This window comes from Halomonas sp. Mc5H-6, assembly GCF_024124705.1.
Lineage (GTDB): Bacteria > Pseudomonadota > Gammaproteobacteria > Pseudomonadales > Halomonadaceae > Vreelandella > Vreelandella subterranea.
Window position 1 is genome coordinate 355,632 of sequence record NZ_JAMXSI010000002.1, and the last position, 16,578, is coordinate 372,209.

General features: G+C 53.6%; 3 protein-coding genes. 1 reads left to right on the forward strand and 2 read right to left on the reverse strand.

The window, feature by feature from the left end:
- Position 1 precedes the first annotated feature (1 nt).
- Positions 2 to 11,899 (forward strand): non-ribosomal peptide synthetase, encoded by an 11,898-nt coding sequence (locus tag NH395_RS05070; RefSeq protein ID WP_253022864.1) that lies wholly within the window; start codon positions 2 to 4, stop codon positions 11,897 to 11,899.
- A 1,054-nt stretch (positions 11,900 to 12,953) separates the two neighbouring features.
- Here NH395_RS05070 and NH395_RS05075 read toward each other — a convergent pair.
- Both NH395_RS05075 and NH395_RS05080 read right to left on the reverse strand, forming a co-directional pair.
- Positions 12,954 to 15,149, reverse strand: coding sequence for a TonB-dependent siderophore receptor (locus NH395_RS05075; RefSeq protein ID WP_253022865.1), 2,196 nt, complete (start codon positions 15,147 to 15,149; stop codon positions 12,954 to 12,956).
- 116 nt (positions 15,150 to 15,265) lie between these two features.
- Positions 15,266 to 16,558, reverse strand: a complete 1,293-nt coding sequence (locus tag NH395_RS05080; RefSeq protein WP_253022866.1) for a lysine N(6)-hydroxylase/L-ornithine N(5)-oxygenase family protein — start codon at positions 16,556 to 16,558, stop codon at positions 15,266 to 15,268.
- Positions 16,559 to 16,578: the final 20 nt, after the last annotated feature.

The following is a 16,578-nucleotide window of genomic DNA, read 5'->3' on the forward strand; positions in this document are numbered from 1 at the left end:
CATGGAATTGGACGAAAGAAAGATTGCTCAACGTTTTGCAGAGTTACAGGTTGATGCGCAGCGAAGTTTCCTGAATAAGCTGAGAAGTAGTGGCATTGATTTTCGTGAGCTTCCTATCGTACCGGCTACCCGCGCTGAGCGATTTCCGTTGTCATATTCGCAGCGTAGCTTATGGCTGACGTGGCAGCTTGATCCGACAAGCCCGGCTTATAACATGCCCGGTGTATTTCATTTGCAAGGCCCACTGGATGTTGCGGCATTCGAGTCGAGTGTGAATGACCTTGTGACGCGTCATGAAGTACTCCGCACGATATATCCTCAGAGCGAGGATGGAGAGCCTCAGCAGGAAGTTCTCAGTGGCTGGCGGGCTCCGGTATTACAAGATGATTTACAGCACCATGCCGGTTCAGAGCAGGAAAAAGAACTACAGCGCCTTATTGGCGAGTTCTCTCAGCGCCCGTTTGCGCTTGATGTTGAACCGCCATTCCGCATGGCAATCTACCAGTTGAATACTAACCATCATGCGGTTGCCATTGTATTGCACCATATCGCTTGTGACGGTTGGTCGATTCAGTTGCTCATCGATGAGCTGTTCGAGCTTTATGAAGCCCAAATCCAACAACGTAATGCAGCACTACCATCGTTACCCATTCAGTTTGGTGACTATGCGATATGGCAGCGGAGTTGGTTTGAGGCTGGCGAAATGGAGCGGCAGCTAGACCACTGGCGCCAACGCTTGGGGGACTCGCACACGCCTATCGATCTTCCTTTTGATCGCCCAAGAGGCTCCCTGGAGACATCGAAAGCTGGCCAGTGTCATGTTCAATTATCTCGTGAGGTGAGCCAAGGTATTCATCAGCTAGCCCGTGAGCATGGCGCTTCGCTGTATATGGTGATGCTGTCACTGTTAAAGCTGACGCTACATCGCTTCAGTGGACAAAGCGACATAAGGGTAGGTTCTCCAAGTGCTAACCGTAACAAAGCTGAAACACATGGTTTGATTGGTTACTTGCTCAATGTTCAAGTGCTGAGAACCTTATTAGAGCCTACAAAGGGGTTTGCCAGTTTATTAGATGCAGTTAAAGAAACCGTGCTTGATGCGCAGGACTACCAGGATATTCCTTTCGATACTTTGGTAGAGGCGCTACAGCCTGATCGCCAGTCTGGCGTACATCCGCTATTTCAGATCAAGTGCACCCAGCAGAAAGAGCTGGAAAGAGAAAAGACCGTAGGTGACTTAAAGGTACATCTTGAAGAACTCAGCGGTGGTGATGCTCACTTCGATCTAAGCGTTGATTTTACCGATTCCTCCGATGGTATTCACTGCGTCTTCGCCTATGCGACGGCACTGTTTGACGAACAGACAATCAAGAGACTCGCCGGAGCACTACAAAGCCTGGCTGAGCAAGTGCTTAAAGAACCAAATACGCCGTTGGCATCGCTCGAAATCCCCGCCCCGACTTCGGTGCTTGAAGGCAAATCAACCGCATTATCTTATGGCAACGTCACACAGCTCTGGGGTCAGGCCGTCGAAGAGCATTCCCAACAACTTGCGATGCAAGATGCATGGGATAATACAGTCACTTATGGAAGTTTGGATGCCCAGGCTCAAAGGCTAGCTGCAGCGTTAAGGGAACAGGGCGTAGGCCCCGAGGTGCGTGTTGCCATTCACGCCGAGCGTTCATGCGAATACGTACTCGGCATTCTTGCCGTACTCAAAGCGGGCGGGGCCTTCGTGCCGCTTGATCCACAACTGCCAGCGGAGCGTTTGGCCTATCAACTGGCTGACAGTGGCGCTCGCTTAATGCTGAGTAGTACGGCTTGCGACTGGAGCGGTGACGTTCCGGTAATGGAGCTGACGTTTGCCGATGATATTCCAGTTGCAGTAGAGCACGAACTACCCGTTATCCATCCCCAACAGACGGCCTATGTGATCTATACCTCTGGCTCCACGGGCAAGCCCAAGGGCGTAGCGGTCAGCCACGCTGCGCTGGCCAATTACGTGCAGGGCGTTCTGGAGGCGCTGGCGCTACCAGAGGATGCCCGCAACATGGCGATGGTGTCGACGGTGGCGGCGGATCTGGGGCATACGGTGCTGTTTGGTGCCTTGTGCACCGGGCGCACCTTGCATCTTATTTCCCCCGAGTGCGCCTTCGACCCGGATGCCTTTGCGGCTTATATGCGGGAACAGCAGGTGGATGTGCTGAAGGTAGTGCCTAGCCACCTGCGGGCGCTGTTGAGTGCCGCAACCCCGGCCGATGTACTTCCCCACGAGCGTTTGATTCTGGGTGGCGAAGCGGCCGACTGGGCGCTACTGGCGCGTATCGCCGAGCTCAAGCCCACCTGTCGGGTGCTTAATCACTACGGCCCGACGGAAACCACGGTAGGCATTCTCACCCAGCACGCCGACATGGCCGATCGAGCTGCCAGCACACTGCCGATCGGCACGCCGCTGGCCAATACTCAGGCCTATGTGCTTGACCCGTGGCTTAATCCGGTGCCGAAGGGCGTAGCTGGGGAACTCTACTTGGGTGGCCTAGGACTGGCTCAAGGCTATCTACAGCGCCAGGGGCAAACGGCAGAACGTTTCGTCGCCAGCCCCTTCCATGCAGGCGAACGGCTCTATCGCAGCGGTGACCAGGTGCGCCAACTGGCCGACGGTGGCCTGGAGTTCCTTGGCCGTGTGGATGATCAGGTCAAGATTCGCGGTTATCGGGTGGAACCAAACGAAATCGCTGCCCTGCTGCGCGATCAGCCGGATATTGCAGAAGCCGAAGTAATTGCACGGGAAAACGAAGAAGGTCGCGCGCAACTGTACGCCTATGTGGTGATGGCAGCCGGGAGCAGCGTCGATGATACCGCGTTACTCGCGCAGCTTGGCGAACGCGTTCCGAACTATATGGTGCCCAGCGCCATGGTACGGCTGGATGCCTTACCGCTAACCGCCAATGGCAAGCTGGATCGCAAGGCGCTGCCCGAGTCGGTGCAAACCGGTAGTGGTAAAGCCTTTGAAGCTCCCCAGGGAGAAGCAGAAGAGGCTTTGGCAGCGGTCTGGGCCGATGTAATCGGCTGCGAGCAGGTGGGTCGTAATGACAACTTCTTCGAACTGGGTGGCGACTCCATCCTCAGCTTGCAGATCGTCGCGCGCTCTCGTAAGCGTGGCTACAAGGTAACGCCCAAGCAGTTGATGGAAGGGCAGACCGTTGCCGCCGTGGCGGCGATGGCCACGCCCTTGGCGGCTGCTGCCCCTAAACAAACGGCTGCGCCCGATAAGGTGGCCCCCTTTGCACTGCTGCCGGTACAGCGCTGGTTCTTCGAACAGAACTTTGCCGAGCCACACCACTGGAATCAGTCGTTGATGCTGGAAGCGGCCAGTGTGGTAGACACCGCGCGGCTACGGCGTGCCATTGAGGCAGTGGTCGATCATCATGGCGCTTTGCGGCTGCGCTTTGAGCGCATCGACGATCGCTGGCAACAAGCCTATGGCAAGCTAGCCGACGATCTCTTCGAGCACCTCGACCTGAGCGATCAGGCGGATCCGGCGCAGGCCATCACCCAGGCCGCCGATGCTGCACAGCGCAGTCTGAGTTTGGCGCGGCCGTTCCGTGCCATATGGATGGAACTGGGAGGCGAGCATGGCGGGCGACTGCTGTTAGTGGCTCACCACCTGGTGGTAGACGGCGTGTCGTGGCGCGTGATTCTCGACGACCTGCAAACGGCCTACACGCAGTTAAGTGCAGCAAAGGCGCTCGACCTGCCACCAGCCACCACCTCGCTTGATGAATGGGCGCGCGCCCTGGCCGACTACGCCACATCGGAGGCGTTGGCTGAGCAACGCCCCTATTGGGAAAGTCTCGTCAACGAGCCAGAGCCTAGTCTACCGGCACAGAATTCCCAGGGCCGCAACACCGTTGCCGATACCTCATCACTTGCCGGCAGCTTGTCTACTGAGGCAACTACGCAACTGCTGGGGCCGGTGCATAAAGCCTATCGTACCCAGGTGGATGATCTGCTTCTCACGGCACTGTCGGGCGCCCTGTGCCAATGGGCGGAGCGAGACAGCGTACTGATCGAGCTGGAAGGCCATGGCCGCGAAGACCTGTTCGACGGTATCGATCTCAGTCGCAGCGTGGGCTGGTTCACCTCCCTCTACCCGGTTCGCCTGACGCCGGGTAATGCAGAGCCTGCTACGAGCCTAAAAGCAATCAAAGAGCAACTTCGCCAAGTGCCTGACAAGGGGCTCGGTTACGGCGTGCTGCGCTATTTGAAAGAGGAACCCGCGCTGGTCGGTGGTGCCTATCCCCAGATCACCTTCAATTATCTAGGCCAGTTTGACCGCTCTCTGCAGGGCGATGCGGCCTGGAAACTCGCCAAAGAGAACGCCGGGCAGCCCCGCGCACCGCAAAGTGAACGCCGTACCTGGATTGAGGTGGTGGCCTGGGTTCAGGAGGGCCAGCTGCAGTTTGGCTGGCATTACAGTCGTGAGATTCACAGCGAGGCAGCGATACATGCCTTGCAAGCAAGCTTCCAAGCGCAACTAGAGGCATTGATCGAGCACTGTGACAGCGGCGTTCGTGGCGCCACGCCATCGGACTTCCCGCTGGCGGGGCTGAGTCAGGCGCAGTTGGATGATTTGCGATTGGATGCCACCAATGTTGAGGACATCTACCCGCTGGCACCTATGCAGCAAGGGCTACTATTGCATACCCTGCTCAATCCAGGCGCGGGTATGTACATGATGCAGGATCGCTACCGATTTGCTTCGCCGATTGATATCAACGCTTTCGAGAAAGCCTGGCAACGAGTCGTCGAACGGTATGAGGTTTTACGTACAGGATTCGTCTGGCAAACCGAAGACATGCAGTTGCAAGTGGTGTATCGGCAAGTTCCTTCGCCAGTGGAATATATCGATTGGCACGGCATGGACGAGGATGAGGCTGATCGTTGCTTGTCGAAGTTATTGCGCCAGGAACTTGATGATGGCTTCGATCTGGAAAGGCCACCACTGCTCAAGGTACGCCTTATTCAACTGGCGGAGAACCTGTTCTACGTCGTACAGAGTTTCCACCATATTCTGATGGATGCCTGGTGCCGCTCCCTGTTGCTCAGTGATTTCTTCCACTACTACGATGCCTATCGTCTAGGTACGAGTCATGAGCTGACGCAACCAAGGCCGTATCGTGATTTTATCGCTTGGTTGCAGCAACAGGATGCCAATGTCCTCCGCAACTATTGGCAACATGAGCTTGAAGGTTTCGATGAGGTAACACCAATTCCTTATCTTAAACCGCACGGTTCGCTCGACAGTGTTGCCACGGTGGCCGATGTATTCTCTTCTCTCTCCCACGATGAGAGTGCAGAGCTACAGAACGTTGCCCGACAGCATCAATTGACTGTCAATACGATCGTACAAGGAGCATGGGCACTGCTGTTAGGGCGGCTTTCCCAGGTGGATGACATTCTGTTCGGTGTGACAGTGGCTGGGCGTCCGCTAGAACTGGAGGGCATACAGGAGACGATGGGGCTGTTTATCAACACGATTCCACTGCGTGTGTCAGCGCCTTCGCCGCAAACATCTGTCCTTGATTGGCTGCATGAGCTATTGGCGAAAAACCTGGAGATGCGTCAATACGAGCACTTGCCGTTAGTCGAAATCCAATCGCTAGGAGAAGGGCTACAAGGGCGCAGTCTATTCGATAGTCTCTTTGTATTCGAAAATGCGCCGATAGAGGCCAGCATCACGGAGAAAATTGAAGATCTTCATGTGTCCATCAAGGGTAACCGAACCCACACTAATTACACATTGACCGTAGTGGTGGTGCCTGGCGAGCAATTGATGCTGCAGCTCTCCTACGATGCCCGAAAGTTTGACGACTCCGGGGTCGAGAGACTGCTCTCGGGCTTCCGTCAAATCCTCTTGCAAATTATTGACAGGCCTGACGCTCTCTATCATGAGCTGGAAGTATTGCCTGTAAATGAGATGAAGACGCAGCGGGCGCAGTGCAATGGGTATTCAGTTGCTTATCCCTTTGAGCGAGGCTATATCGAGCTGTTCCGTGAGCAGGTACGACAGCATCCACGCCAATTTGCCGTTCGCCACCAGGGAGAGTTTCTCACTTATGATCAGCTAGAAGGCACCTCTAATCGCATTGCCCAGGCGCTGCGGCAAGCAGGGGTGAAGAAGGATGATGTCGTAGCCCTGCAGGCCGAGCGTGGTTTGGCGTTACCGAGCATGATTCTGAGTACGTTTAAGGCTGGCGGTGCGTATCTAGCACTGGATACCCGGCTTCCTGATCAGCGTATCACCGATATGCTAGCGTCCAGCCGGGCATCGGTTCTGGTTGTCACCGCTGAGCAGACACCGCATCTCGAAGGTGTGCTTGCATCCATGCCCAACCCGCCGCAGATGTTTGTGTTCGAAGATCTCGTCGTGGCGGAAGGGCTAGAGGGGGATATCAACGTACGGGTGCACCCTGATCAGGCCGCCTATGTCATCTATACCTCCGGTTCCACCGGTGAACCCAAGGGTGTAGTCGTTAGCCATCGTGGCATGCTCAATAACCAGTTGAGCAAGGTTCCCTACCTGGATCTGTCGGCCAGCGATGTCATCGCCCAGACCGCAGCGCTGAGTTTCGATATCTCCGTCTGGCAAACGCTGGCGGGGCTGTTGTGCGGTGCTTGCATCGAGATCGTGCCTGATGAGATTGCACGCGACCCCAGCGCGTTGCTCCCTTATGTGCGCGACAACGGCGTCACGGTACTGCAAAGCGTACCTGCAGTGATCCAGGGAATGTTGAATACTGCCTCAGTCGACCTGCCAGCACTGCGCTGGCTGCTGCCCACGGGCGAAGCCTCCACGTCTGAGCTAGTGCGCCAATGGTTTGCGCGCTACCCGACGATCCCATTGGTCAATGCCTATGGCCCTGCAGAATGTGCCGATGATGTATCCCTGCACTTACTGCGTAGCGACGATGACGAGCACGTAGCCGTGGTGCCAATCGGTAAACCGGCCGATAACACCCAGTTAATCGTCCTCGACAACCAACTGAACCCGCTACCAACGGGGGTGAGTGGCGAGCTATATGTCGCCGGTGTTGGGGTTGGGCGGGGTTACCTGAATCAGCCGCAGCTGACGGCGGAGCGCTTCGTGCCCAACCCGTTTGCCGATGTGCCTGGAGAGCGGCTTTACCGGACAGGCGATCTTGCCCGCTATCGCACCGATGGCGTGCTTGAATACATCGGACGCACTGATCAGCAGGTCAAGATACGGGGCCAGCGCATTGAGTTGGGAGAGATAACGTCTCGGTTGGTGGAGTTCGATGTAATACGAGAAGCGGTAGTGGTGGCCCAGGAAGGGCCGGGAGGAGCCAGGTTGGTAGCTTATGCTGTCGCCCAGCCACATGAATCGATCGATACGGCCGAGCTACGCGAACGTCTGGGGCAAGTATTGACCGACTATATGGTGCCAAGTGTGGTGGTGATGCTCAATGCCTTGCCACTAACGCCCAATGGCAAGGTGGATCGCAAGGCATTGCCCAAGCCCGACTTCGCCAGTAGCTCACAATACGTTCCACCACAAGGGGAGACGGAAGAGGCACTGGCGGCGATTTGGAGCGAGGTGCTGGGTGTCGAGCAGGTAGGGCGCCACGACAACTTCTTCGAGTTAGGGGGGCACTCGCTGTTGGCACTGAGTGTGCTTGAGCGTATGCGAGTTCGAGGCCTGGAGTCTCAAGTAAGAACGCTGTTCCAATCGCCAGAACTAGCGGCCTTTGCCAAGGCGCTGTCCCTAGAGCCTGATAGGAAAAAACTGGTTGTACCCCCCAACAGGATTCCAGAGCATTGTCGGTCGATCCAGCCGGAGATGCTGACGCTGATCGATTTGGATATAGATGAAATCAGTCGCATAGAAGATGCAGTGCCAGGCGGGGCGATTAATATCCAGGATATCTACCCTCTGGCACCATTGCAGGAGGGCATCCTTTTCCATCACCGATTACAGCAAGAGGGTGACACTTATGTACTCCCTTGCCTGCTGGGTTTTGATAGTAAGGAACGACTTGAGCAGTTCGTTGCCGGTTTCAATCAACTTATTGCCCGTCACGATATTCTGCGCACTGCAGTGCTCTGGGAAGGGCTTCATGAACCAGTACAAGTGGTGTATCGGCATGCCTCACTAGAGGTGGAGTGGCTGGAAATGGAAGAAACCAGTGTTTCGTGCAGCGTTTCCGAGCGACTAAATGCTCATGTTAATCCTGAACATTATCGCATCGATGTACGCCAGGCGCCGATGGTGCGAGCTATTGCGGCACAAGATGCTGAGCAAGGACGATGGCTACTGCAACTGCCCAGCCACCACCTGGTGCTGGATCACACCACACTTGATCTGCTAGTGGACGAGATTGCCCTAATCCAGCAAGGACGAGAAGGTGAGTTACCCAAACTGCTGCCATTCCGAAACTTCGTAGCACAGGCAAGGTTGGGAGTGAGTCAGACAGAGCATGAAGCCTTCTTTAGAGAAAAATTGGGCGATGTTGAGGAGCCTACTGCTCCATTCGGATTACTGGATGTACGTGGCGATGGCAGTGGTATTGAGGAGATTCGCCTACCACTGACAGCAGAACTGGCCCAACAAGTTCGACAGCAAGCACAGCGACATGGTGTCAGTACCGCTACCCTATTTCACCTAGCCTGGGCGCAAGTGCTGAGTAAAACGACAGGGCGGGACGACGTGGTATTCGGCACTCTACTATTTGGCCGTATGCAAGGTAGTGAGGGCGCCGAAAGAGCACTTGGGATGTTCATTAACACGTTACCTATTCGTATTAGACTAGGTACTAACAGCGTGGGCGACTGTTTACGCCAGACCCATAGTGAGTTGGCCGAATTGTTGAACCACGAGCATGCTAGTCTCGGACTAGCACAGCGATGCAGCGGAGTAGGTGGAGGATCACCACTGTTCTCAACCTTACTGAACTATCGTTATAGTGCTCTAGAGGAGAATGCAACTAGCCGGGCGTGGGAGGGGATGAAAGCCCTGGGCAATCGGGGGCGTACTAACTACCCAATTGTGATGTCAGTAGACGACCTTGGCGAGGGGTTCCAACTGGTGGGGCAGGTTAGCCACAAACTCGGGGCTCAGCGGTTGTGTGATTATATGTGTGCGGCACTGGTCGGCATTGTAAATAGTCTTCAAAAGGCGCCTCAGCAATCATTGAGCGATATCAGCCTGCTAGGAAAAGACGAAAGGCAGTTGTTGAACGAGTGGGGGGAGAGCTCACTCCAGCATCCCAGTGGTCAGCCAGTCCACCAAATGATTGAATGCCAAGCCATGAAGACGCCAGAGGCAATGGCATTGATCTTCTCCGAGCACCGTCTCAGCTACGGCGAGCTTAATATTCGTGCCAACCGTTTAGCGCACTATTTGATTGGCTTGGGTGTGCGCCCTGAAACCCGGGTGGGCATTGCCGTTGAGCGCTCTATCGAGATGGTAGTAGGGCTATTGGCTGTTCTTAAAGCTGGCGGTGCATATGTGCCGCTGGATCCTGATTACCCCACTGAACGGCTTGCTTATATTGCCGAAGACAGTGGCATCGAACTACTCCTGACCCAACAGTTTCTTCGCGAGATTTTGCCGGTCTCGGAAAGTCTGAGCGTTATTGAGTTGGATCAGTTGGATGTCACGCATCACGCCTCGACAAACCCTTCGGTGGCGATCCGCGGCGAGCACCTCGCCTATGTGATTTACACCTCAGGCTCCACCGGGCGACCCAAGGGCGCCGCTATCCGCCATAATGCCTTGACCAACTGCATGGTCTGGATGCAGGAGACCTATCAGCTCAATGAGTCAGATGCTGTCTTGCATAAGGCGCTCTTCGGTTTTGACGTCTCCGTATGGGAGATTTTCTGGCCATTGTGTGCCGGGGTTCGCCTCGTGGTAGCTCAACCAGGCGATCATCGGGATCCAGAACGCATCATCGAGCTGATCCAGCGGCACGGAGTCACTACACTTAATTTTGTGCCTTCCATGTTAAAGGCTTTCCTGGCCTATCCCGATGTTAAGGCCAAGACGCGGCTCAAGCATATTATGTGCGGTGGCGAGGCCGTTCCAGCCACGCTGCAGCAAGATGTGGCTGAGTGCCTTGATGGTGCCAACCTGCATGATCTCTATGGCCCCACCGAAGCCACCATTCATGTCACTCACTGGTGGTGCCGTGATGACGTCCACCGCCAGATCCCCATTGGGCGACCCATTAGCGGTACCCGTACCTACGTCTTGGATGGCGAACTCAACCTGGTACCACAGGGCGTCGCTGGAGAGTTGTACCTGGGCGGGGTAAGCCTGGCCCGTGGCTATCTCAATCGCAGTGATCTCACAGCGGAGCGTTTTGTCGCCGATCCGTTTACGGAAGGCGAGCGCCTCTACCGTACGGGGGACCTGGTGCGCTGGCGGGAGGATGGCCAACTTGAGTACCTGGGTCGTCTTGATCACCAAGTGAAGATCCGCGGCCTGCGTATAGAACTAGGTGAGATCGAAGCCGAGCTGTTGGCTCAACCGGAGATTCGCGAAGCGGTAGTGGTTGCACAGGAAAGTCCTAGTGGCTCGAGGCTAGTGGCCTATGTGGTGCCTCAAGCCGACGGTGAGCTCGATACCCGCGCACTACGTGAAGCGCTGGGCCAAAAGCTACCGGATTATATGGTGCCGGGCGTCGTGATTACGTTGGATGCACTGCCATTGAATGCCAATGGCAAGGTGGATCGTAAGGCGTTGCCCGAGCCGGATCTAGAGGAAATTCGTGAGTATGTGGCACCCTCTACCTCGGAAGCCCAGCAGCTCGCCGAGATATGGCAAGAAGTGTTGGGTGTTGAACGGGTCGGTGAGACCGACAACTTCTTCGAGTTGGGCGGGGACTCCCTGCTGAGCTTGAAAGTGATGGGGCGCGTGCAAGCACTGCGAAAACCTGGACTTAACTTCAAATTGTTCGACCTGATGCAGAAATCGACCATTGCGGATCTGCTGGGACTGAGGGGTAACAGCGAGTCGCTGCCGAAAGGGACTGTCATGCTCAACGGTGAGTGTCCCGATCAGCCGCCGCTATTCTGCATCCATGCTGTGATGGGAACGGTTTACGACTATCAACCATTGGCCCGACACCTGCAGGGAATATGCACGGTCTATGGACTGCCGTGCCGGATGCTAACTGATCCTGAGCATCAAGACTCGTCTCTGGAGGCAATGGCGGATGCCTATGTGGAGACGATACGCCGCATACAGCACGAGGGGCCCTATCGACTATTGGGATGGTCCCTTGGTGGGGCATTAGCTGCGATGATCGCGGCTCGACTTGAAGGGCTAGGGCAAAATGTGAGTCAACTGGCTTTGATAGATCCCTATATACCGGGAGGTAGTCTGCGTAGTGAGGATAACTGGCAGCGAGATCTTGTTAGTTTCTCATCGGCCATACTGCCAGGTATTTCACTTGAAGCGCTCGGCGGCAATGAAAAAGATACTAACGAACCGAGTGAGGAAGAAATTGCCATTAAGTTAGAGAGATCAATGACATCATCCGATACAAATGCGCGCGAGGGGTATGCTGCACTGGGCAGTGAAGAGCTTGCTCGGATATTCTGTGTGGCGCGGCACTTGAAGCACCTTTCACTACAGCTTGATACCTTGCCAGAATTAAACTGTGAAGTGAACTGTTGGTGGGAAGCGGGAAGAGCTTGGGAAGAACAGAGAGCGCTGGTTGAACAGTTGAATAGCGTCCCTAAGACCTCAACTGAGACTCTCAATGATCATTTCTCAATCATTACTGATAGTGCCTTGCTCTCTCAGTTGGAGAAGCTGTTAGGAGTTAGTGTTGGGCAACACTCGTACGAAGTTGAGAGAAATCTATTTTGAATAATATATTTTTTTGACTTTATAACTCTTAATGTGGTTTCAGTAGCGCGCTAGGAACGCTTAGCGCGCTTTGATTAAGTTTGGGTATCTGCTTGTAGTGCTTCTTGGAGAGGTTCAGCAAAGCGGAGCATTGAAGTAAAGCCTCCCCATGGCCAATAGTTTCTTTCCATACTTACTGACGTATCATCTAGCCAATGCTGCCATAGCCCTGACCTTGGTAATGTTGAACCAGATATGTCTTGAGCATGAGCTGGGTTAAGAACAACGATTTGGCCTGTCAGTGCAAATGCTTCACGAACTGAAAGAGTACTGAACCCCAGTTATTAGTAGGTCCCTGCCAAGCATTTTCACATCCAAACTGTGTCAAAGCTGCATCTTCCAGGCTCCCTGATCCATAGACACGCACATGTTGGTTATCTCGGATTTTGATAATCAATAGAGTTTCGGTAGGCCTCCCAAGCTGTGCCGCAATCGCTGACATTCTTGCTTCTACAGAGTCAATGAATGCTTCGGCCTGCTGTTGCCCGCCATTAAGCTTCCCCACATTCCTAGCCAATTGTTCAAGGCTTACCCAAACATCCAGGCCTTGCATAAATGGCCAGACTTTACTACATGAGCAATACGGGAAAGTTTGTCTTATAAGTTAAGGTGGGCTGATGGTGCTATCACTATGTAATCAGGAAGTAAATATTCTTTGTATAATTATCTGTATTGTGCTAAGCCCGCTAAAGAAATGGGTAGTTGGTGTAAGGCGCTGAGTGTATCTACCACCGCATAGTCAAAAGTAACATCACGCTGCTGATCATCAGAGTTGGCCGCAGTTAATAAAATTAAAATAAGGAAGATTGGTAATATTATATTTTTATACGCTGATGATGCCATGTCGTCTTTGTATACCTTGACTAGTAGATTAAAAATTAAACTCTGGTTTTTGGCCTGTCATTATAAAAGGGGAGCTTGAACAAAAAAACGAGATGCCTATGAGTATAAAGGCACCTCGATTTTTCATTTTAGCCTGAATATTTTTTCTTAATTCCTCAATAGGACAAGCCACCTACCAACGATAGCTGACGGTTGCCGTCACATTGCGCTCTTCGCCAAAATGGCAAATCGTGGTGCTAGAGCAAGAGGAGGCATATTCTTTATCAAGGAGATTATTGGCATTGACCTGCAAGTTCATGCCCTCAAGGTCGCTTGATAACATGCCAAGGTCATATTCCAACATGGCGTCGACCAGAGTATAGCCGTCTACCTGAAAAGTGTTTGTATCATTGCCCCATGTGGCGTCGTTGTAGCGCACGCCCGCGCCTATGCCCAGTCCGTTTAAAGTGCCATCCGTGAATTCATATTTGCTCCACGCAGAGGCCATATGGCGGGGCACGGCGTAAGGTGTATTGCCTTGGGTTTCATCATTGGTCTCAACATACTCCATATCCGTGTAAGTATAGTTGGCGAGTAATGAAAGCTGCTCAGTGGGACGTAAGATGGCAGAGAGTTCTAAGCCGCGTGAACGTACTTTCCCGATAGACTCATAGAATGATGTGTTAGGAACGGCTTCGGAAACATTCTCCTGCTCTAGATGATATAAAGCGGCCGTGTACTGGTCGTTGCTGCCGGGTGGTTGGTACTTGATACCTGTCTCGTATTGAGAGGCCTCACTGGGATCTAATGTGTTGCCGAAGGCATCAGTCCTTGTAGCGGATGCTGCCTGAAATGATTCCGAGTAACTGACATAAGGGGAAATACCGTTATCAAAGGCATACAATAAGCTGGCACGACTCGTGAATTTCTCATTGTCGCTTTCAGACGACATACCCAAGTTTGTGTAGGCGGTACTGGTGTTAGCCCAGTCCTGACGCCCTGACAGGTTTAAACGCCAGCGGTCTAAACTGATTTGATCCTGCAAGTAAACCCCAGTCTGCTCCACCTTGTTGATGAAGTTAGTAGGCGCTGCGTATGTGATTTGTGTGTTTCCATACTGAGGGTTGAAGGCATCCAGAGGTGACGCCGACCCGAATTGCCATTCTCCAGAGTTGCGTTGGTACTGGTAGTCCACACCGGTCAGCAGCGTATGTTCAAGAGCCCCGGTCTTAAAATCCCCCTGTAGCTGATTATCTACATGGTAGGCGTGCATGGATTCATCGGCTCGCGCTGCGCGTCGGTTTAGCAGATTACTATCGCCAACGTAACCGCTGGAATAGATTTGATCATAATCGATATCCGCAGAGGTGAAGCGGAAATTTTGCCGGGCCTGCCACTGATCGTTGAACTGATGTTCTAGTTGGTAACCTATTAGTCGTTGATAACGCTCGAATCCATTGACACCTGGCTCCCCATCAAAGAAGCCATTATCGATCTTTCTGCCATTATGATCTCGTATCGTTCCATCAGCCGGTGTCCACCCGTAGTAGCCACTATTCGGCTCGTGTTGCAGGTAGGCCATTAAGGTCAGCGATGTCGAATCGGTTGGCAAGAACGTTACTGAGGGAGCAATGGTATAGCGCTCGTTCTCTACATGATCGAACTGGCTGTCCGAACCACTCGCTAACCCTACTAGACGATAAGCGACCTGTTGGCTTTCCCCTAAGGGGCCACTGAAATCAAATCGTGCTGTACGTTTATTATGGCTGCCCGTTTCTAATTGGAGCTCATGGCTGGGTGAGAATAGAGGACGTTTACTGGTCAGCCCAACCAAACCGCCAGGGTAGCTTTGCCCATATAAAACAGATGTTGGTCCTTTGAAAACATCGACCCGCTCAAGAAAATAAGGATCAATTTGCAACGAATTATAGCCTCCAACATCACTTGCCATTTTGAGGCCATCAAAATAGACGTTGTCGATACTACCGACGCCACCAAAGCCACGCATATTAATGAAATCGTAACGATTGCCAAAACCGTTGCGGCCACCTGTGAACACACCAGGGCTATAGCGCAGGGCTTGCTGTATCGTTTTCGCGCTTTGATCTTCGATCTGGTCGCGTGTGACCACGGATACCGACTGGGCTGTCTCCATCAGAGGGGTGTCAGTTTTGGTGGCACTGAGACTAGTATCGGCGGTATATCCCTCAGTCGGCAGTAGGGCACCTGAAACTCTATCCTCGGTTACTCGCACTGTAGGTAGTGTGCTTGAGGTTTCACTACCTGGCGATGTGGTTTGATCAACTTCCTGAGCAAACGCCGAAGAGCTGCACGCAGCCACAGCAATAGCCGTGGTTAGCCACCGCTTGCGGAAAAGAGGTTGGTTCACGAATGTTCTCCTTGCATTAAGTTTGTATCGATTTTATGTAAATACTAATTGTTATTGTTTGTATTATGAATAGCTATAACCCGATGTCAACACCTGGTGAACACCGGGGTTGGCCACTATGAGGTGGGGACTTCTTGCTTACAGGGAGAGGAAGTAGACAAGGCGTTTGTCTGATCTAATGCATCGCAGATTTCACTTGTCCTTGCTGCCAAAATCGACAGCAGGGTGTCGCTCAAGCCATGGGTGGGTTCGCAACTTCCCTGCAGGAAAATAGCCGGTTTGAACTCAGGTTTGGTGTAGAGCTGATAATGACGATTGACGGCAAAGTCAGATAGGTAGTCTTCAACCGGGGCCAGTAGCTGTTTATAAGTGTCGCGTACATAGCCGGTGGCGAGCACTACGGCGTCGTAACGGGTGATATCCGTATGGCCTGTCTCCAGGTCACGCACGTTGAGCTCGACGCCTTCGTTAGTTGCTTCACTGCCGATAACCTCATGGCGGCGGCGGAAGCGGTGGCGGGCTTGGCCGGTCACTTTTTGCTGGTAGAACACATCGTAAATTTCCTGAATCAACGCCAGGTCAGGGGCTGAGTAGTTGGTGCTTTTGTACTCCTGCAGCAGTGCTTCACGCTGGCCGGTGGGGTTGTTGAACACGTAGTCGGTGTATTCGGGATTGAATATCTCGTTAACGAAGGGGCTATCGTCCGAGGGTTTAAAGGCCCACGCCCGGCTAATAAGATCCACCTGAATGCCTTCGCGGTTGTGCAGGTCAAGGAATATCTCAGCGGCGCTCTGGCCCGCGCCGATCACCGCGATGCGTTTGGGGGCGTCTTGCTTGGCCAGCTCCCGGAGATAGTGGCTGGAGTGGAAGACCCGCGGGTCGTCTTTTAGGCCGGCGAAGCATTCGGGCACATTGGGCGCACCGCCTACGCTGATCACCAGTGAACGGGTCAGCCTTTCCTGCACCGTGCCGTTCTCATCCCGTGAGCGCACGCGGAGGTAGACGACCTCGTCATTGTCCGTTTCGGGCAGTACTTCAAACACGTCCTCGCCATAGGCGCACTGGTGTTCAAAGTGACTGGCGGTCCAGCTTAGGTAGTCATTGAACTCGTGGCGGCTGGGGAAGAAGGTCTGCAGGTTGATGAAGTCCTGTAGGCGGCCTTTGCTGTGGAGGTAGTTGAGAAAGCTGAAACGGCTGCCTGGATTGCGGGGCGTGACCAAGTCTTTGAGGAAAGAAATCTGCATATGGGCATTGTCCAGCAGCATGTGCGGGTGCCAGGCAAAGCAGGGCTGGCGTTCAATAAAGAAGGCATCTCTTGCTTGCCCTGACTGTCGTTGCTCGTCGAGCGCAATGGCCAGGGCAATGTTGGAGGGGCCGAAGCCGATGCCGATCAAGTCGTGAATATGCATAAGAGTCCTCGTGGCTGACG

What these genes read in the sequence shown, in the direction of transcription:
- NH395_RS05080 (WP_253022866.1), bottom strand. Translation starts at nt 16,558, where the DNA reads ATGCATATTCACGACTTGATCGGCATCGGCTTCGGCCCCTCCAACATT.
- NH395_RS05070 (WP_253022864.1), top strand. Translation starts at nt 2, where the DNA reads ATGGAATTGGACGAAAGAAAGATTGCTCAACGTTTTGCAGAGTTACAG.